This window comes from Streptomyces sp. NBC_00029, from assembly GCF_045160505.1.
Classification (GTDB): Bacteria; Actinomycetota; Actinomycetes; order Streptomycetales; family Streptomycetaceae; genus Streptomyces.
The window spans coordinates 3,274,935-3,292,520 of record NZ_CP108292.1; the positions used below are offsets into that span (position 1 = coordinate 3,274,935).

Below are 17,586 nucleotides of genomic sequence, written 5' to 3' on the forward strand. Positions count from 1 at the left end.
GCACCTCCGTAACCCTCCGGCAACATCGCCGGGTGGGCGTGATGTTAGCCACATCGGTGAGGATGCGTCAGTCGTGTGACAAGACAACATGTGCCGGGCCGCGGACTTGGCCGGTCTGCGCCCCCCGGCATCCCCCGGACCCGGCGCCGCTCCCTCTAGGGTTCGCCGCATGAACGAGAAGTCCTGTCTGGTCACCGGCGCCGCGAGCGGGATCGGCCGGGCCACCGCCCTGCTGCTGGCCCGTTCGGGGGCCCTGGTGACCGCGGCCGACATCAACGGCCCCGGGGTCGAGGACCTGCGTACGGAACTGGCCGCCGAGGGGTACGCGATCACGGCGGTCGCCGGTGACGTCGCCGATCCGGAGGCCAATCACGCGATGGTGGCCGCCGCGGTCGGGGCGTACGGACGCCTGGACGTCGCCGTGGCGAACGCCGGGGTCCTCCCGCTCTCCGACGTACGGGAGACCAGTCCCGAGGACTGGGACCACGTCATGGCGATCGACGGCCGCGGCATGTTCCTGACCTGCAAGTACGCCATCGAGGCGATGACCGCGCAGCCGCGCCCCGGCGGTGCACTGGTCTGCGTGTCCTCGATCTCCGGAGTGGCCGGGCAGGCGCGCCAGGCCGCCTACGGACCCGCGAAGTTCGTGGCGTCGGGGCTGACCAAGCACCTCGCGGTGGAGTGGGCCGCGCACGGGATCCGGGTCAACGCGGTGGCTCCGGGAACCATCCGTACGGAGCGGGTCATCGCGCTGGAGGACGAGCCCGGCGGGCCGGAGTACCTGTCGCAGATCACGGGGGCGCACCCGATGGGCCGCCTCGGCGAGCCGGAGGAGGTGGCCCGGGTCATCGCCTTCCTGGCCTCGGACGCGGCCTCGTTCGTGACGGGCGCGATCGTGCCGGTGGACGGCGGCTACCTGGCCCGCTGAGCCCGCCGGGCGGGCGCGGGAACGACGGAGCCCCGCCCCCTTCGGAAAGGAAGGGGGCGGGGCTCACGTACGGAGGATCAGCGGCCCGCGCGGTTGACGGCGGAGATGACCGCCTTCAGGGAGGCGCGGGTGGTGTTGGCGTCGATGCCGATGCCCCACAGGACACGGCCGTCGATCGCGCACTCGATGTACGAGGCGGCCACGGCGGAGGCGCCCTCGCTCATGGTGTGCTCGGTGTAGTCCAGCAGGCGGGCGTCGATGCCGATGCCGGCCAGCGCGTCGAAGAAGGCCGAGATGGGACCGTTGCCGGTGCCGTTCAGGACCGTGTCCGCACCGTCCACGACCGCCTCGACGGTCAGCGTGTCCGTGCCGTCCTTGTCGGTGGCGGTGGAACCGGAACGCAGCTGGATGCGCCCCCACGGGTTCTCGGGGTTGGGCAGGTACTCGTCCTCGAAGACCGACCAGATCGCCTTCGGCGTGACCTCTCCGCCCTCGGAGTCGGTCTTGGCCTGGATGATCCGGGAGAACTCGATCTGCATGCGGCGCGGCAGGTCCAGCTTGTGGTCGTTCTTCAGGACGTACGCGATGCCGCCCTTGCCGGACTGCGAGTTGACGCGGATCACGGCCTCGTAGGAACGGCCGACGTCCTTCGGGTCGATCGGCAGGTACGGGACGGCCCACTCGATGTCGTCGACGGTCTTCCCGGCGGCCGCGGCGTCGGCCTCCATGGCGTCGAAGCCCTTCTTGATGGCGTCCTGGTGGGAGCCGGAGAAGGCGGTGTAGACGAGGTCGCCCGCGTAGGGGTGGCGCGGGTGGACTTCCATCTGGTTGCAGTACTCGCTGGTGCGACGGATCTCGTCGATCTGCGAGAAGTCGATCTGCGGGTCGATGCCCTGGGAGAACAGGTTCATGCCCAGGGTGATCAGGTCGACGTTGCCGGTGCGCTCGCCCTGGCCGAACAGGCAGCCCTCGATGCGGTCGGCGCCGGCCATCAGGGCCAGCTCGGCGGCGGCGACGGCGGTGCCGCGGTCGTTGTGCGGGTGGACGGAGATGCAGACGTGCTCGCGGCGGGTCAGGTTGCGGGCCATCCACTCGAAGCGGTCCGCGTGCGTGGACGGCGTCGAGCGCTCCACGGTGGCGGGCAGGTTCAGGATGATCTCGCGGCCTGCGGCCGGCTGCCAGACGTCACAGACGGCCTCGCAGACCTCCAGGGCGAAGTCCAGCTCGGTGTCGGTGAAGATCTCCGGGCTGTACTGGTAGCCGAAGGTGGTCTCCGGGCCCAGCAGCTTGTCGGCGTACTCCATGACCAGGCGGGTGCCGTCGACGGCGATCTGCTTGATCTGCTCCTTGGAGCCGCGGAAGACGACCCGGCGGAAGGTCGGGGCGGTCGCGTTGTACAGGTGGACGGTGGCGCGCCTGGCGCCGACCAGGGACTCCACGGTCCGCTCGATCAGGTCCTCGCGGGCCTGGGTCAGTACGGAGATGGTGACGTCGTCGGGGATCGCGCCCTCTTCGATGATGGAGCGCACGAAGGCGAAGTCGGTCTCGCCGGAGGAGGGGAAGCCGACCTCGATCTCCTTGTAGCCCATGCGCACCAGCAGGTCGAACATCTCGCGCTTGCGGGCGGGGGTCATCGGGTCGATCAGCGACTGGTTGCCGTCACGCAGGTCCGTGGAGAGCCAGCGGGGGGCCTTGGTGACGCGGGCGTCCGGCCAGGTGCGGTCCGGGATGTCCACCTGTTCGTACTGTCCGTACTTGTGGACCGGCATCCCGGAGGGCTGCTGGGTGTGGGTCGCGTTCGTGATGGGCGTGGGGCGACCGACAAAAGGCTGCTGGCTCATGGCGTTGGGCTCCTCGCGTGTCCGCGTGTAGTTCGCTGGGACGGCCGACGGCGGTCGTAAAAACCGCGACACCAAACTCCGCGGGGAGGGGGTCGGCCTACGACTACAGACCCTCGCCGCGGCAGCTAAGGAGAAGCAGCCCGAAACGCATGATGGGCCGAGCCTAGCCGAGCCGCGCGGTAACGCGAGGACCTGTTTCAGTATGCAAGACCCGAGGGTCCGATTTGCCCCAAATGTGAGCCAAGCCTCTTTCCTTCGCACCGGGTGTGGTTGTTCCGTCAATCCGGCGTCACCGCTTTCAGACAAGTGAATGAATCATGGTCGCAGGTAGTGACACAGTCATGACTCACTGCCACATTGCCGGGCATGGATGCCTCCCACACCCACCGCCGTCACCCCGTCTTCTGCACGGTCGTACCGCCGCACCTCCTCGACAGGGCCGCCCGCTCCGAGGACTCCCGCCGCGCCGACCTCGCCCAGCGCACCCTCGAACGCGACTCCCTGCTGCGCACCCGGCGCCGGGTCACCGCCGTCCGAGGGATCGTCCCCACCCTCGCCGCACCGGCCTCCGACACACCGGACCGGACCGTCCACGACGCCGAGCACCGCACCCGGCTGCCCGGGAAGAAGGTCCGCGGGGAGGGCGACCCGCTGAGCCAGGACGCCACCGTCAACCGCGCCTACGCGGGCCTCGGGGCCACGTACGAACTGTTCCTGAAGGGCTTCGGCCGGCGCTCGATCGACGACTCCGGGCTCCCGCTGGACGCGACCGTCCATTACGGCGAGGAGTACAACAACGCCTTCTGGGACGGCCGCCAGATGGTCTTCGGCGACGGGGACGGGGACCTCTTCCTCGACTTCACCGTGTCGGTGGACGTCATCGGGCACGAGCTGACCCACGGCGTCACCCAGTACACGGCGAACCTGGTCTACCGCGGCCAGTCGGGCGCCCTGAACGAGTCGATGTCGGACGTCTTCGGCTCGCTGATCAAGCAGTACTCGCTGGAGCAGACGGCGGAGCAGGCCGACTGGCTGATCGGGGCCGGACTCCTCGGCCCCAACGTCACCGGGGTCGCGCTGCGGTCGATGAAGGCACCCGGCACCGCCTACGACGACGACGAGCTCGGCAAGGACCCGCAGCCGGCCACCATGGACGACTACGTCAACACCCACAGCGACAACGGCGGGGTCCACATCAACTCCGGCATCCCCAACCACGCCTTCTACATCGTGGCGACCGAGCTGGGCGGCAAGGCCTGGGAGCGGGCCGGGCAGATCTGGTACGACACCCTGACCGGCGGTGAGCTCACCCCGAGGGCCGACTTCGCCGACTTCGCCCGGCTCTCGACGGCTGCGGCCGTGACCCGGTACGGGGACGGCGGCACTGAGCACCAGGCGCTCCAGAAGGCGTGGTCCGCGGTGGGTGTCCCGCTCGCGGGGTAGAGGGCTCCCATGCGCATTCAGGTGGTAAGGACGGGCGGCTTCGCGGGCATCGAGCGCCGGGCCGAGGTGGACACCACGGGCCGGCCGGACGCGAAGGAGTGGCAGGCCCTGGCCCAGCTCGCGCTGCGGCCCGGTCCGCCGGGAGACCCGACGGACCGGGTACGGGACGGCTTCTCGTACCGGATCACGGTGGACGGGCGGACGGTGACCTGCGCGGAGCCGAACCTGTCGGAGGCCCAGCGGGCACTCATCTCGCGCGTGCTGAAGGAGGGCGCCTGAAAGCAGGTGCCCCCGGGGCACCACTTTGTTTGGATGGCCGGATGACCAATCACATGATCGATTCGACGCTGTCCGAGCTGGAGCGCTACTTCGACACGGTGCCGCGGGTGGGCGGGGCCCGCGCCGAGGACTTCGGGGCGCTGACCCTGTTCGTCCAGGAGGGCACGGGCTGGCAGTACTACGCGCGGCCCGCGCTCGGCGGCCCCGAGGCCACCCGGGCCGACGTGGAACGGGTCTGGCAGCGCCAGCGGGAACTGAAGGTGCCCGAGGCCTTCGAGTGGGTGGCCGAAACCAGCCCCTCGCTCCGGGCTGCGGTGGAGGCGGCCGGTCTCCAGGTCCACGAGCACCCGCTGATGGTGCTGGACCCCTCGGCCGAGGTCCTGCCGCCGCACCCGGAGGTCCGCCTGCTCGACGCGGACGACCCGCTGCTGACGGCCGCGGTGACGGTCCCGGCCCTGGCCTTCGCCGCCCCGGGAACGGCCGTGGGCGAGGCCGGGCCCGCGGAACTGGCGGCCGCGATCACGGACCCGGCGGCGGAGGAGGGCCGGGCGCGGGTGTCCGGCAAGCTGACGGCGGGCACCACGGCCCTGGCTGCGGCCGTACGGGACGGCGTGGTGCTCTGCGCGGGCCAGTACAACCCGGTCGGGGACGTCGTGGAGGTCGTGGGCGTCGGCACCCTCCCCTCGGCCCGCCGCCAGGGACTGGCCCTCGGGGTCACCGCCGCCCTGGTCGCCCGGGCCCGCGAGCGCGGGGCCCGTACGGTCTTCCTCTCGGCCGGCGACGAGGCCGTCGCCCGCGTCTACTCCCGCATCGGCTTCCGCCGGGTGGCCACGGCCCTGATCGCCGAGCCGGGGGTGTGATGCGCCTGCTCCGACGGCTGCGGGCAGCCCGCAGAGCGCCGGCCCCGACGCCGGACCCGCCTCCGATCCCGGTCCGGGCGCAGGCCCGGGGGTGGCCCGCGCCGCCGCCTCCGCCGAACCACCCCCCGCTGACCGCGGCCGAGGTGACCGAGGCCGAGGAGGAGCTGGGTATCCGCTTCCCGCCCGCGTACCGCTCGTACCTGACCGAGGTCAGCTCGGGCGGCAGGCTGCACCGGCTGGCGAAGGGTCCGGCCGGCTGGTGGTGGGACGAGAACGACACCGTGCAGCGCGACCTGCTGCGCCTCCCCTTCCCGCACCCGGACTCGTACGCCGCGGACGGCGGCCCGTGGGGCGGGGCCGACGAGTACGAGGACCGTGAGACGGCCGGCGCCGTCGTCCTCCAGGACAACGGCTGCGGTTTCGCCACGCTGCTCGCGCTCACGGGACCGCTGGCCGGCACGGTGTGGTGGGACGGCCGCGCCACGTGCGAGCTGATCGTGCCGCTGTCCTTCGACCACCCCGGCGGCGCGCCCCCGCTGACCTTCCAGGAATGGCGGGACCTGGGCCTGACCGACCTCTCGCACCTGCTGGGGCCGGACTGGGGCGGGCCCGCGGATTTCTGACCCCGCCAGACTCCTCTTTTGCCGGGTCGGCAACAAAGTTTGCCGTACCTCGTCGGGCGGGCGGAGCATCGGCCGTACCGGCACCCGACTGGAAGAGGAATCCATGACCGAGCACGCGCACGCGCACACCCACCACCACCCCGAGCCCGGGGCGCTGGCGGGCGAGGAGTTCTGGGACGGCCGCTACGGCGAGAGCGACCGGATCTGGAGCGGCGAGGCCAACGCCATGCTGGTGCACGAGGTGTCCGGCCTCGCCCCGGGCCGGGCCCTGGATCTGGGCTGCGGGGAGGGCGGCGACGCCGTCTGGCTGGCCCGCCGCGGGTGGACCGTCACCGGGACGGACATCTCCGGGGTCGCCCTCGGCCGGGCCGCCGAGCACACCGCGGACGCCGGGGTCGCGGAGCGCGTCTCCTTCGCGCAGCACGACCTGACGGAGTCCTTCCCGGAGGGGGAGTTCGACCTCGTCTCGGCCTGCTTCCTGCACAACTACGGGGACTTCCCCCGGGACGCCGTCCTGCGCAGGGCCGCCTCGGCCGTCGCCCCCGGCGGCACCCTGCTGGTGGTCGGCCACGCGGGCTGGGCGCCGTGGCAGGACGAACGCGAGGAGGCGCACTTCCCCACGCCCGACGAGGTGCTCGCGCAGCTGAAGCCGGTCACGGCGGGCTGGGAGGTGCTGCGGGCCGAGGAGACCGAGCGGGTCCAGCAGCAGCCCGACGGTACGCCGGGGACCCGTACGGACAACGTGGTGCGGGTGCGCCGGCCCGCGTAGCCGGCTGACGGACGGCTCGGCGAAGGACCGGCGAACGGAACGACGGACGGACGCGGCCCCGTGCGGGGCCGCGTCCGTCCGTCGTGGTGTCGCCGGGTGCCTCAGAAGCCGAGCTTGCGCAGCTGCTTGGGGTCCCGCTGCCAGTCCTTGGCGACCTTCACGTGGAGGTCGAGGAAGACCGGGGTGCCGAGCAGCGCCTCGATGTGCTTGCGCGACTTCATCCCGACCTCCTTCAGGCGGGAGCCCTTCGGGCCGATGATGATGCCCTTCTGGCTCGGCCGCTCGATGTAGACGTTCGCGTGAATGTCGAGCAGCGGGCGGTCCGCCGGCCGGTTCTCGCGCGGGATCATCTCCTCGACGACCACGGCGATGGAGTGCGGGAGCTCGTCCCGTACGCCCTCCAGCGCGGCCTCGCGGATCAGCTCCGCGACCATGACCATCTCGGGCTCGTCGGTGAGGTCGCCCTCCGGGTAGAGCGGCGGGCTCTCCGGCAGCAGCGGCGCGATCAGGTCCGCCAGCAGCTGGACCTGGGTGTCGCCGACCGCCGAGACGGGGACGATCTCGGCCCACTCGAAACCGAGCTCCTCGGCGAGCCGGTGCACGGCGATGAGCTGCTCGCCCACCACCTTGGACTCGACCAGGTCGGTCTTGGTGATGATGGCGATCTTGGGGGTCTTCTTGATCCCCGCCAGCTCCTTGGCGATGAACTTGTCGCCGGGGCCGAGCTTCTGGTCGGCCGGCAGGCAGAAGCCGATGACGTCGACCTCGGCCCAGGTGGTCCGTACGACGTCGTTGAGGCGCTCGCCGAGCAGGGTGCGCGGCTTGTGCAGGCCGGGCGTGTCGACGAGGACGAGCTGGGCGTCGGGGCGGTGCACGATGCCGCGGACGGTGTGGCGGGTGGTCTGCGGCCGGTTGGAGGTGATCGCGACCTTGGTGCCCACGAGTGCGTTGGTGAGGGTCGACTTCCCCGCGTTGGGGCGGCCGACGAAGCAGGCGAACCCCGCACGGTGCGGGGCGGTGGACTCGGGGGAACGATCGCTCATACGGGCCATTCTCCCCGATGCGGCTCCCAGCGCCGACCAGATCACCACGGCGAGGGCCGGCACGGCCGTGAGCGAGGGGTACTCGGCGAGGTCCGCACGGCCCTGAGCTGTGGTTCCGTCCGCCCGGGCATGCACCGCGACCTCGGCCCATTCCGCTCTGGGCGCGCCCTCCCAACGGGCGCCGAGCCGTACTTCCTGACCCGGCAGCAGTTCTGCGGGCAGCCCGCCGAGCGGGCGGCCGAGGAGCGTGCGGCCGAGGGCGCCGGTCGCGGTGAGGGTGGCGCGGGGGCGGAGGGTGACATTGCCGGTGTTGTGGAGCATGTACGAGATCTCCGCGTCCGGGCCGCGACGGCTCACGGTGACTCCCCGGACGGCGAGGGCCGGGGCGGTGGGGCCGGTCACCCGCAGGTACACCCGGGCGGCGACGGCCTGCTGCACGCCGATCCCGCCCCCGGCGGTGGCCGCGGCGGGCCGCTCCTCCAGGGCCACCACGGCGCCGGGGTGGTCCCCGGGCTCCGCCCGGTCGGGGACGGTGAGGGTGAAGCCGACGGCGGCCGACCCCCGGGCCGGTACGGTGACCCGCTCCCGGTCGAGCTTCGCCCACGCGGCGGTGGCCAGCCTCGGCCCGTCGGGTCCGCGCACGGCGAAGCCGCCGTCGCGGGCGGTGTTGTAGGCGTCGGCGGCGTAGAGCCGGAAGGTGCGGGGCCGGTCGCTGGGGTTGGTCAGGGTGACTGCGTCGAAGACGCTCTGGCCGGGTGCGGCGGCGAGGTAGAAGCAGGGCCGCTGCCCGACGCCGTTCGCGACGGGCAGCACCGACCACCGGCCGTCGTCCGCGGCCGCTGCCGTTGCCGTCCCGGCGGGCCCGCCGAGAACGATCCCGCCGAGCAACAGGACCGCCGCTGCACGGAGCAGTCCCCGCCCCGCCCTTCTGCCGTTCCCCGGGAGGCGGCGCGGCGGCCGGGCCGGGCGGCTCGTCACGACAGGGTCAGGGTCAGGGTCGCCGTGTACGCGCCCGGCGGGGTGTACGGCGGCACCTGGAGGGTGACCGTGGCGTCGACGGTGAAGGTGCCGCCGACCAGCGGGCCGTCGGGGGCGGAGGCGAGGAGCGCACCGTCGGGGCCGACCACGCCCGCGCTGCCCGGCGTACAGGTGCTCCGGCTGCCCGCGGCCGCCACGCACCTCGGGGTCCAGGACAGGGAGGCGCCGGGGATGCGGATCCCGCCGGGTCCGGTGAAGTCGGTGACCTTGCCGGTCAGGGACCAGCCGGCCGGGCCGCCACGGGCGTCGGTGACGGTCACCGTCCCGATCCGGCCGGGGGCCGCGCCGCCGTCGCCGTAGGGGACGGCCCCCAGGGTGATGGCCTCCCCGGTCTGGGTCATGCCGAGGGCGCCCGGCTCGACCGTCGCCGTGACCTTCTGGGTGCCGGAGGAGGGCGGCGGGGTGACGTCGATGACGGTGTACGCGGCCGGGCCCGAGCCCCGGCCCGCCGACCAGGCGGCGCCCTCGTAGGCGATCACCGCGGTGGTGGCCCTGTCCGTGACCGGCAGCTCCACCAGGGCCGTGCCCAGCTCGTCGGCGGTGGCCCGCACCCGGTCGGCGGTCTCGGCGGCGCCCGCCCGCCCGGCCACCGTCACGGCCGCGCCCGGCGGGAAGCCGGCGGCGGTGACCTTGACCCTGCCGCCCGGTCTGCCCTGGGCGGCGCCGAGGAAGACGCTGCGCAGGTTGGCCGTGGGCAGCGCGGTCGCGGTCAGGCGGGCGGAGACGGGCGTGGGGGACACCGGGTCCGCGGTACAGGTGGTGGTGAGGTCCATCGGGTGACTGCTGTGCAGGGTGTAGCCGCCCGGGGCCAGGGTGGTCTCGCCGGGCGCGGTGACGGTGAAGGTGCCGGTCATGGTGACGGCGGGGAGGGCCGCGCCGGCCGGAACGGGATCGTTGCGCTTGGCCCCGACCACGGTGACCTCACCGCTCTGGGCGCCCGCCAGCACGATCCGGCCGGTCGGGGTCAGTACGTCGGCGGGGAGTTCGCCGTCGCCCCCGCCCGGACCCAGGGGCGCCACGGCGGGGGTCCGGAGCACCTGGTAGGTGACGGTGACGGTGTCGCCGGCCTGCGGGGCCGGATTGTCGACGGTGATCCGGGCGGTGGTCGGTCCGTCCGCGGGCGGGAGCCCGGCCTCCTGGGGCGGCAGGCAGTGCGTCGGGAACTCCACCTGGCCCGGGGGCGTCTCGCCCTCGGCCGCGGCGGGCGCGCCGAGGGCTCCTCCGGTCGTGGCGGCCAGCACGGCCATGCCGACGGCTGCCGACCATCTCCGCTTCCGCGCCCCTGTTCGCACTGCCCGCCCCCTGGATTCCCTCGCGCCCGAGCCCCGCGCAGGGGGCCATTCACGAGCGGGGGGAGGGAGAAGTCAATGCACGGGTCCGGCATCAACTGATGACCCATCAGGAGATGGCAGGGTGCCCGTCGGTCCCGTCGCGGCGGCCGCCCGGAAGGTGCGGCGGTAGGCCGTCGGGCTCACCCCCAGCGCCGCCTGCACGTGCTTGCGCAGCGACTGGGCCGTACCGAAGCCGCTGTCCCGCGCGACCTGCTCCATCGGCAGCTCCGTCTGCTCCAGCAGCTGCCGGGCCCGCTCCACCCGCCGGCCGGCGATCCACCGGCCCGGACTGACGCCCGACTCCTCCCGGAAGCGGCGCGTGAAGGTCCGTACCGACATGGCCTCCTGCCGGGCCAGATCGGACAGCCGGATCGGCTCGTGCAGCCGTTCCATGAGCCAGGCGCGGGCCGCCGTCGTGCTGGCGAGCTGCGGCTCCGGCATCGGGCGCGCGACGAACTGCGCCTGTCCGCCCTCCCGGTGGGGCGGCACGACGGTCCGCCGGGCGGTCTCGTTCGCGACGGCCGCGCCGTGGTCGCGGCGCACGATGTGCAGGCACAGGTCGATGCCGGCCGCGACCCCGGCCGAGGTCAGCACGTCCCCGTCGTCGGTGTAGAGCACGTCCGGGTCGACGAGCACGGCCGGGAAGAGCTGCTGGAAGTGCTCGGCGGAGGCCCAGTGGGTGGTGGCGGGGCGCCCGTCCAGGTACCCCGCGGCGGCCAGCACGTAGCCGCCCGTGCAGATGGACACGAGCCGGGTGCCGGGCCGGATGTGCGCGAGGGCGGCGGCCAGCTCGTCGCTCAGCCTGCCCTCCTCGTGCACCGGGCCCAGCTCGTACGAGGCGGGCACCACCACCGTGTCGGCGGTGGCCAGCAGTTCGGGGCCGTGCTCGACCTGGATCGCGAAGTCGGCGTCCGTGTGCACGGGCCCGGGGGCGAGCCCGCAGGTGAGGATCTCGTACAGCGGCCGCCCGGCCGGATCCTTGGCCCGCCCGAAGATCCGGTGCGGGATGCCGAGCTCGAAGGGCAGCAGCCCGGTGAGCGCGAGGACGACCACGCGGTGGATCTGCGGTTTCGACTCCATGGCCCGATCGTAGCGAAGCATGACAGTCAGGCCACTTTCGAAGGAGATGCCCCGGGCCGGAAGCTGGCCGCGTGACACAGACAGCCCCTGCCTCCACGGCCACCCCGCACGCTCCCCGCCGGGCCGGGCGCGTGCACCGCGCCTGGTTCGTCGCCGCCGTCGCCTTCGTGACGATCATCGGCGCGGCCGGCTTCGCCTCCCTGCCCGGACTGCTCGTCGAGCCGCTGCACGCGGAATTCGACTGGTCGCGCGGCACCATCGGCCTCGCCGTCTCCGTCAACCTCGCGCTGTACGGGCTCACCGCGCCCTTCGCCGCGGCGCTGATGGACCGCTTCGGCATCCGCCGGGTCGTGGCGCTGGCCCTGACCGTCATCGCCGGCGGGGCGCTGGCCACGGTGTGGATGACCGCGCCCTGGCAGCTGGTGCTGTACTGGGGCGTACTGGTGGGCCTGGGCAGCGGCTCGATGGCCCTGGCCTTCGCGGCGACGGTGACCAACCGCTGGTTCACCGCCCGGCGCGGCCTCGTCACGGGCATCCTGACCGCGGCCGGGGCCTCCGGCCAGCTGGTCTTCCTGCCGTTGCTGGCCTGGCTGGTGGACCACCACGGCTGGCGCCCGGCGACGGTGACGGTCGCACTGGCGGCGCTGGCCGTCGTCCCCTTCGTGTGGCTGCTGCTGCGCGACCACCCGTCGGACGTGGGGCTGGCGCCGTACGGCGGCACGTACGCCCCCAAGCCCGCTCCCGTACCGGGCGCGGCGCGGCGGGCGCTGAAGGTGCTCCTCGACGCGGCCCGGACCGGCCCCTTCTGGCTGCTGGCGGGCACCTTCGCGATATGCGGGGCCTCCACCAACGGGCTGGTGCGGACCCACTTCGTGCCGTCGGCGCACGACCACGGCATGCCGGTGACGGCGGCCGCGGGGCTGCTGGCGGTGATCGGCGTCTTCGACGTCGTCGGCACGGTGGCCTCGGGCTGGTTCACGGACCGCTTCGACTCCCGGCGGCTGCTGGCCGTCTACTACGCCCTGCGCGGGATCTCGCTGCTCTTCCTGCCGATCCTGCTGGCGCCGTCCGTGCGGCCGCCGCTGGTCTTCTTCATCGTCTTCTACGGCCTGGACTGGGTCGCGACCGTCCCGCCGACGATCGCCCTCTGCCGCGAGCACTACGGGGACGACGGCGCGATCGTCTTCGGCTGGGTCCTGGCCTCGCACCAGATCGGCGCGGCGGTGGTGGCCTTCCTGGGCGGCCTGGTCCGCGACCTCACCGGCTCGTACGACGCCGTCTGGTACGCCTCGGGAGCACTGTGCGCGATGGCCGCGCTGATGGCGATGGTGATCCGCCGCCGCCGCTAGCCTCCGGCGGCCCGCACCTCCGACCCCGTGGCCCCGCCGCCGCCTTCAGCCCCGCCCGGGCCCAACCAGCCCCGCCCGGACCCAACCAGCCCCGCCGGCGTTTGAGGCGCGGGTCCGGGCAGAGCCCGGTGCCCGGCGGAGCCGGGTTTCCCGGGGCTCCGCCCCGGACCTCGCGCCTCAAACGCCGGCGAGGCTGGGACCGGGAGGCTAGTGGCCCGCCAGGGTGGTGGACTTCAGGGTGCCGTCCGGGGCCGCCAGGAGCACCGGGGTGTCCGGGCCCCCGAGGTCGCGGACCGCCGCGCGGTCGGCATCGGCCGGGGCGTCGGCCGCGCTGACCACGGCGGCCGCCTCCAGCGACCTCGCTCCGCTCGCCACCGCCATCGCGACCGCGGTCTGCAGCGCGCTCAGCTTCAGGGAGTCGAGCTCCACCGTCCCGGCGACGTACGTACGGCCCGTCTCGTCCCGCACCGCCGCCCCCTCCGGCACCGCGTTGCGCGCCCGGGCGCTGCGCGCCAGCGTGATGATCTTGCTGTCCTCGGGGTCGATCCCGGTGCTGTCGGTCATGGTCGAAAGCATAGGGAGCGCCCGGGCGCCCCCGTGCGACCACCCCGCCGAAGCCCCGGAGGGACCGTCACGGCCGGTCGAGCCGCAGCCGCTCCGCCTTCGGCAGGCCCGCCACCACCAGGTCGTACGAGTCCTCCACCAGCTCCCGCACGAGCCGGTCCGGCAGTCCGTCCGGCCCGCCCACGGTCACCGTGTTCCAGTGCCGCTTGTTCATGTGGTAGCCGGGCACGATCGCCCCGTGCTCCTCCCGCAGCCGCACCGCCAGCTCCGGGTCGCACTTGAGATTGACCTTGAGCGGCTGCGCGTCCAGCGCCGACAGCGCGAAGACCTTGCCCAGCACCTTGAACACCGAGGTCTCCGGCGTGAAGGGGAACTCCTCCACCGCCGCGTTGAAGTCCAGACAGAACGCGCGCAACTGCTCCGGGGTCATTCCCCCTCCTCCCCCGCGGCCTGCTCCGCGGCCACCGGCTCCACCAGTACCGTCACGATCTTGTTGCGCCGGCCCGCCGGGGACTCGGCCGTCAGCCGCAGCGGACGCCCGTCCGGCAGCTCCACCACCGCCGAGGCGCCCGCGATCGGCACCCGGCCCAGCGCCTTCGCCAGCAGTCCGCCGACCGTCTCCACGTCCTCGTCGTCGAAGGCCTCGACCTTGAACAGCTCGCCGAGGTCGGTGATGTCCAGCCGCGCGGTGACCCGGTAGCGGTCCTCGCCCAGGTCCTCGACCGGCGGGAGCTCGCGGTCGTACTCGTCGGTGATCTCCCCGACGATCTCTTCCAGGATGTCCTCGATGGTGACGATGCCCGCCGTGCCGCCGTACTCGTCGATGACGACGGCCACGTGGTTGCGCACCTGCTGCATCTCGCGGAGCAGATCGCCCGCGTTCTTGGTGTCCGGTACGAAGACGGCCGGCCGCATCGCCGTCGAAACCAGGTCGGTCTCCGCCTCCCGGCTGATGTGCGTCTTGCGCACGAGGTCCTTCAGGTAGACGATCCCGACTATGTCGTCCTCGTTCTCCCCGGTCACCGGGATGCGCGAGAAGCCGGACCGCAGTGCGAGCGTGGTCGCCTGACGGACCGTCTTGTACCGCTCGATGCACACCAGGTCGGTGCGCGGCACCATCACCTCGCGCACCAGCGTGTCGCCGAGTTCGAAGACCTGGTGCACCATGCGGCGCTCGTCGTCCTCGATCAGTGATTCCCGCTCGGCGAGGTCCACCATCGCGCGCAGCTCGGCCTCGGAGGCGAACGGCCCCTTGCGGAAGCCCTTCCCGGGCGTGAGCGCGTTGCCGATGAGGATCAGCAGCTGCGGGATCGGCCCCATGATCCGGGCCAGCGGTACGAGGACGTACGCGGCCGCCGTCGCCGTGTTCAGCGGGTGCTGGCGGCCGATCGTACGCGGGGACACGCCCACGGCGACGAAGGAGACGAGCACCATGACGGCGATGGCCACGAGCAGCGCGGTCCAGTTCTCGCCGAACTCGTCGAGGCAGACGTAGGTGACGAGCACCCCGGCGGCCATCTCGCAGGTGACCCGGACCAGCAGGGCCACATTGAGGTAGCGGGTGGGGTCGCCGGCGACCTGGGCGAGCTTCTCGCTCCCGCGCCGGCCCTCCCGTACGGCCTGCTCGGCCCGGAAGCTCGAAATGCGGGCGATGCCGGACTCGGCGCACGCGGCGAACCAGGCCACCACCACCAGCAGGACGGCCCCGGTGATCAGTTGCGGGGCGTTCACGAGACGGTCGGAGCCGGGGACGGACCGGTCATGCCGCGGTCACCGCGCCAGCCGTCGACGATGGCCGCCTGGAGGCCGAACATCTCGGCCTTCTCGTCCGGCTCCTCGTGGTCGTAGCCGAGCAGGTGCAGCACTCCGTGGACGGTCAGGAGCTGGAGCTCCTCGTCCATGGAGTGCTGCGTCGGGGCTTCCTCGCCCTGCCGCTTGGCGACCTCGGGGCAGAGCACGATGTCCCCGAGGAGCCCCTGCGGGGGCTCCTCGTCGTCCTTCGCCGGCGGACGGAGCTCGTCCATCGGGAAGGACATGACGTCGGTCGGGCCGGGCAGATCCATCCACTGGATGTGGAGCTGCTCCATGGCGTCCTCGTCGATGACGATGACGGAGAGCTCGGAGAGCGGGTGGATCCGCATCCGGGTGAGCGCGTAGCGGGCGATGTCGAGGATCGCCTGCTCGTCGACCTCGGTTCCGGACTCGTTGTTGACGTCGATCGACATGGTGCGCTGGGTTCTACTTCCGCTGGTGGCCGGATCCGGCCTGCTGGCCGTCGTCGTACTTCTCGTACGCATCGACGATACGGCCGACCAGCTTGTGGCGGACGACATCCTCGGACGTGAGCCGCGAGAAGTGGATGTCCGGGACCCCTTCCAGGATCTTCTGGACCTCCCGCAGACCGCTCCTGGCGCCACCCGGCAGGTCGATCTGCGTGACGTCACCGGTGACGACGATCTTCGAGTCGAAGCCGAGCCGGGTGAGGAACATCTTCATCTGCTCGGCGGTGGTGTTCTGCGCCTCGTCGAGGACGACGAACGCGTCATTGAGGGTGTTGTGCGTCAGCAGGTAGTCCTGCGTCACGTACAGCGAGTCCTCGGCTGCCACCTGGATGCACACCGCCTCCTCGCGGCCCGCGGGCTCGATGGAGTCGATGAAGCGCATCGGGCGCCCACCGCCTCCGGCCGCGTGGTACTCGTCCCGCTTGCGGGCGAGGCGGAAGGGCTCGATGCCCTCGGGGAGCCGGATGTCGACGACGTGCGCGTCATAACGGTGTGCGGCGATGGCAGTGCCTCGCACCTGGCTGTCTGCCATGCGGCGTCGGGTGTAGGCAATTCCGCCGAGGGACTGCACCAGAGCGATCACATCGTCGCGCAGGACGATCGACGCCGTTGAGTACTGGATCCGGCAGGTGCGACCCTGCTGAGTGACCGGTCCGCCATCGGAGTCGAGCAGGCCTTGGAGTACCGCGAGGCGGACGTCTGCCGTGTTGAACAGGTAGTCGTCCGGGACGAACTTCGAGTGCGAACGGCTGCCGAGCAGATCCAGTTCACGCATCACCCGGGTGACGGGGTTTTCCAGGGTGACCACATCACTGGGCGACTTCACCCTGTTCAGGACGTAGTCAGGGCCGCCCCTGTGCCGTGCGGTGACCCCGGGAAGAGCCGCCTCCAGGGCCCGGACGAGCTCTTCGTCCTCCGTCGCGAACGATGGCGTGGTGGAGCCGGTGAGGCAGCCGTCACCGAGCAGCAGCCCCAGCGCGTACGGGTCCATCGGGACCTCGCGCTCGGGGAATGCAACGGGAGCGGTGAGCATCGGCAGCTCGTAACGGCGGGCGTGTGCCGCGCGGAGGTTGCCGATCATCTCCTTGGTTTCAAGTACCCGCCACGGCTTGTCGCGGCGCTTGTCGTCGCGCGTCCTGACGGTCCACAGGTGCTCGCCGCAGCACAGCGTCCAGGAGCCGTCCTGGGCCGTAAGGCGGTAGATGTCCTTCTCGCCCTGCGGGTACACGCCGAGGACCGGGGTCGGCTCACCGTTCGACCCGACGACGAGGTCGCCCACCTGGAGATCACCGATGGGGCGCCAGCCGTCCGGCGTCAGCACGTTCGTGAAGACGGGCATCGCACGCCCCCTCATGTACGCCAGCGGGGCCACCTCGATCGTGCCCGCCGCCATCAGGCGCGGGATCGAGTCGGGGTCGATCATGTCGTGGAGCGCGTCGTAGAGCGGGCGCAGATACGGGTCGATCTTGTCGAAGAGGGTGCCCGGCAGGAAGCCGAGCCGCTCCCCCGCCTCGACGGCGGGCCTGGTCAGGATGATCCGGCTGACCTGCTTGGACTGGAGGGCCTGGACGGCCTTGGCCATGGCGAGGTAGGTCTTGCCGGTACCGGCGGGGCCGATGCCGAAGACGATGGTGTTCTTGTCGATCGCGTCGACGTACCGCTTCTGGTTGAGGGTCTTGGGGCGGATGGTGCGGCCGCGGCTGGAGAGGATGTTCTGGGTGAGCACCTCGGCGGGCGTCTCAGCGGGCCCGTCGCTCTTGCCGTTGCCGTTGCCGCTCGCCTTGAGCATCGCGATCGAGCGTTCCACTGCGTCCTCCGTCATCGGCTGCCCGGTGCGGAGCACCAGCATCATCTCGTCGAAAAGCCGCTGGATCAGGGCGACTTCCGCCGCTTCACCGATCGCGCTGACCTGATTGCCCCGAACATGGATGTCGGCCTTCGGGAAGGCCTTCTCGATCACGCGCAAGAGGACGTCGCCCGAACCGAGCACGGTCACCATCGGATGCGTGGCCGGAACGGTGAAGTGGGCTCGCGCCTGCCCCGGCGCCGGGATGTGGGCTGTGGGTGTCTGAGTCATGGGCCGGCACTGTGGCCTGCACATACCTCCCGCTGAGGGGCCGCGCCGATCGACGACCTCCGGATAACCAAGCCTACGT

At 72.2% G+C, this 17,586-nt stretch carries 16 protein-coding genes; 7 read left to right on the forward strand and 9 right to left on the reverse strand.

The window, feature by feature from the left end; genetic code table 11:
• Positions 1–169 precede the first annotated feature (169 nt).
• Positions 170–928 (forward strand): SDR family NAD(P)-dependent oxidoreductase, encoded by a 759-nt coding sequence (locus tag OG753_RS15640; protein WP_327262402.1) that lies wholly within the window; start codon positions 170–172, stop codon positions 926–928.
• 77 nt (positions 929–1,005) lie between these two features.
• Here the strand turns inward: OG753_RS15640 and leuA are convergent, their stop codons facing one another.
• Positions 1,006–2,769 carry a 2-isopropylmalate synthase gene (gene leuA / locus OG753_RS15645; protein WP_405788822.1) on the reverse strand — a complete coding sequence of 588 codons (1,764 nt, stop codon included), beginning with the start codon at positions 2,767–2,769 and terminating at the stop codon, positions 1,006–1,008.
• Between the two features lie 366 nt (positions 2,770–3,135).
• On the opposite strand from leuA, the gene OG753_RS15650 reads away from it, so the two are divergent.
• From OG753_RS15650 to OG753_RS15670, 5 genes are all read left to right on the forward strand, one after another.
• Positions 3,136–4,212, forward strand: a complete 1,077-nt coding sequence (locus tag OG753_RS15650; RefSeq protein ID WP_405788824.1) for a M4 family metallopeptidase — start codon at positions 3,136–3,138, stop codon at positions 4,210–4,212.
• 9 nt (positions 4,213–4,221) lie between these two features.
• Positions 4,222–4,491: a protealysin inhibitor emfourin gene (locus OG753_RS15655; RefSeq protein ID WP_327262405.1), complete on the forward strand. Its 270-nt coding sequence runs from the start codon at positions 4,222–4,224 to the stop codon at positions 4,489–4,491.
• Between the two features lie 41 nt (positions 4,492–4,532).
• Positions 4,533–5,351, forward strand: a complete 819-nt coding sequence (locus OG753_RS15660) for a GNAT family N-acetyltransferase (RefSeq protein WP_405788826.1) — start codon at positions 4,533–4,535, stop codon at positions 5,349–5,351.
• Between the two features lie 143 nt (positions 5,352–5,494).
• Positions 5,495–5,974, forward strand: coding sequence for an SMI1/KNR4 family protein (locus OG753_RS15665; protein WP_405788827.1), 480 nt, complete (start codon positions 5,495–5,497; stop codon positions 5,972–5,974).
• A 103-nt stretch (positions 5,975–6,077) separates the two neighbouring features.
• The gene (locus OG753_RS15670) at positions 6,078–6,743 is read left to right on the forward strand and encodes a class I SAM-dependent methyltransferase (protein ID WP_405788829.1); all 666 of its coding nucleotides are present in this window, start codon (positions 6,078–6,080) and stop codon (positions 6,741–6,743) included.
• Between the two features lie 101 nt (positions 6,744–6,844).
• Here the strand turns inward: OG753_RS15670 and era are convergent, their stop codons facing one another.
• The 3 genes from era to OG753_RS15685 all read right to left on the reverse strand — a co-directional run bounded on the left by era (position 6,845) and on the right by OG753_RS15685 (position 11,235).
• Positions 6,845–7,795, reverse strand: coding sequence for a GTPase Era (gene era / locus OG753_RS15675; RefSeq protein WP_327266774.1), 951 nt, complete (start codon positions 7,793–7,795; stop codon positions 6,845–6,847).
• A 965-nt stretch (positions 7,796–8,760) separates the two neighbouring features.
• Positions 8,761–10,071: a beta-xylosidase gene (locus OG753_RS15680; protein WP_405788831.1), complete on the reverse strand. Its 1,311-nt coding sequence runs from the start codon at positions 10,069–10,071 to the stop codon at positions 8,761–8,763.
• Between the two features lie 117 nt (positions 10,072–10,188).
• Positions 10,189–11,235, reverse strand: coding sequence for a GlxA family transcriptional regulator (locus tag OG753_RS15685; protein ID WP_405788832.1), 1,047 nt, complete (start codon positions 11,233–11,235; stop codon positions 10,189–10,191).
• Between the two features lie 71 nt (positions 11,236–11,306).
• Here OG753_RS15685 and OG753_RS15690 point away from each other — a divergent pair, with 71 nt between their 5' ends.
• Complete coding sequence (locus tag OG753_RS15690) at positions 11,307–12,584, forward strand: MFS transporter (RefSeq protein WP_405788834.1); 1,278 nt, start codon at positions 11,307–11,309, stop codon at positions 12,582–12,584.
• Between the two features lie 207 nt (positions 12,585–12,791).
• On the opposite strand, the gene OG753_RS15695 is transcribed toward OG753_RS15690, so the two are convergent.
• From OG753_RS15695 to OG753_RS15715, 5 genes are all read right to left on the reverse strand, one after another.
• Entirely contained in the window at positions 12,792–13,148 is a 357-nt protein-coding gene (locus OG753_RS15695; RefSeq protein WP_405788835.1) for a cytidine deaminase, read from the reverse strand.
• Between the two features lie 67 nt (positions 13,149–13,215).
• Positions 13,216–13,578 (reverse strand): MmcQ/YjbR family DNA-binding protein, encoded by a 363-nt coding sequence (locus OG753_RS15700; protein WP_405788836.1) that lies wholly within the window; start codon positions 13,576–13,578, stop codon positions 13,216–13,218.
• The gene (locus OG753_RS15705) at positions 13,575–14,879 is read right to left on the reverse strand and encodes a hemolysin family protein (protein ID WP_327262413.1); all 1,305 of its coding nucleotides are present in this window, start codon (positions 14,877–14,879) and stop codon (positions 13,575–13,577) included. Before OG753_RS15705 ends, OG753_RS15700 begins: the two co-directional genes overlap by 4 nt.
• Positions 14,876–15,373: an rRNA maturation RNase YbeY gene (ybeY, locus tag OG753_RS15710; protein WP_327262414.1), complete on the reverse strand. Its 498-nt coding sequence runs from the start codon at positions 15,371–15,373 to the stop codon at positions 14,876–14,878. Before ybeY ends, OG753_RS15705 begins: the two co-directional genes overlap by 4 nt.
• A 13-nt stretch (positions 15,374–15,386) precedes the next feature.
• Positions 15,387–17,507 carry a PhoH family protein gene (locus OG753_RS15715; protein ID WP_405788837.1) on the reverse strand — a complete coding sequence of 707 codons (2,121 nt, stop codon included), beginning with the start codon at positions 17,505–17,507 and terminating at the stop codon, positions 15,387–15,389.
• Between the last annotated feature and the right edge of the window lie 79 nt (positions 17,508–17,586).

Excerpts from the sequence above, each read along its gene's own strand:
- ybeY (WP_327262414.1), bottom strand. The coding sequence starts at position 15,373 with ATGTCGATCGACGTCAACAACGAGTCCGGAACCGAGGTCGACGAGCAG.
- OG753_RS15685 (WP_405788832.1), bottom strand. The coding sequence starts at position 11,235 with ATGGAGTCGAAACCGCAGATCCACCGCGTGGTCGTCCTCGCGCTCACC.
- OG753_RS15640 (WP_327262402.1), top strand. The coding sequence starts at position 170 with ATGAACGAGAAGTCCTGTCTGGTCACCGGCGCCGCGAGCGGGATCGGC.
- leuA (WP_405788822.1), bottom strand. The coding sequence starts at position 2,769 with ATGAGCCAGCAGCCTTTTGTCGGTCGCCCCACGCCCATCACGAACGCG.
- OG753_RS15695 (WP_405788835.1), bottom strand. The coding sequence starts at position 13,148 with ATGACCGACAGCACCGGGATCGACCCCGAGGACAGCAAGATCATCACG.
- OG753_RS15700 (WP_405788836.1), bottom strand. The coding sequence starts at position 13,578 with ATGACCCCGGAGCAGTTGCGCGCGTTCTGTCTGGACTTCAACGCGGCG.
- OG753_RS15670 (WP_405788829.1), top strand. The coding sequence starts at position 6,078 with ATGACCGAGCACGCGCACGCGCACACCCACCACCACCCCGAGCCCGGG.
- OG753_RS15655 (WP_327262405.1), top strand. The coding sequence starts at position 4,222 with ATGCGCATTCAGGTGGTAAGGACGGGCGGCTTCGCGGGCATCGAGCGC.
- OG753_RS15680 (WP_405788831.1), bottom strand. The coding sequence starts at position 10,071 with ATGGCCGTGCTGGCCGCCACGACCGGAGGAGCCCTCGGCGCGCCCGCC.
- OG753_RS15650 (WP_405788824.1), top strand. The coding sequence starts at position 3,136 with ATGGATGCCTCCCACACCCACCGCCGTCACCCCGTCTTCTGCACGGTC.
- era (WP_327266774.1), bottom strand. The coding sequence starts at position 7,795 with ATGGCCCGTATGAGCGATCGTTCCCCCGAGTCCACCGCCCCGCACCGT.
- OG753_RS15715 (WP_405788837.1), bottom strand. The coding sequence starts at position 17,507 with ATGACTCAGACACCCACAGCCCACATCCCGGCGCCGGGGCAGGCGCGA.
- OG753_RS15660 (WP_405788826.1), top strand. The coding sequence starts at position 4,533 with ATGACCAATCACATGATCGATTCGACGCTGTCCGAGCTGGAGCGCTAC.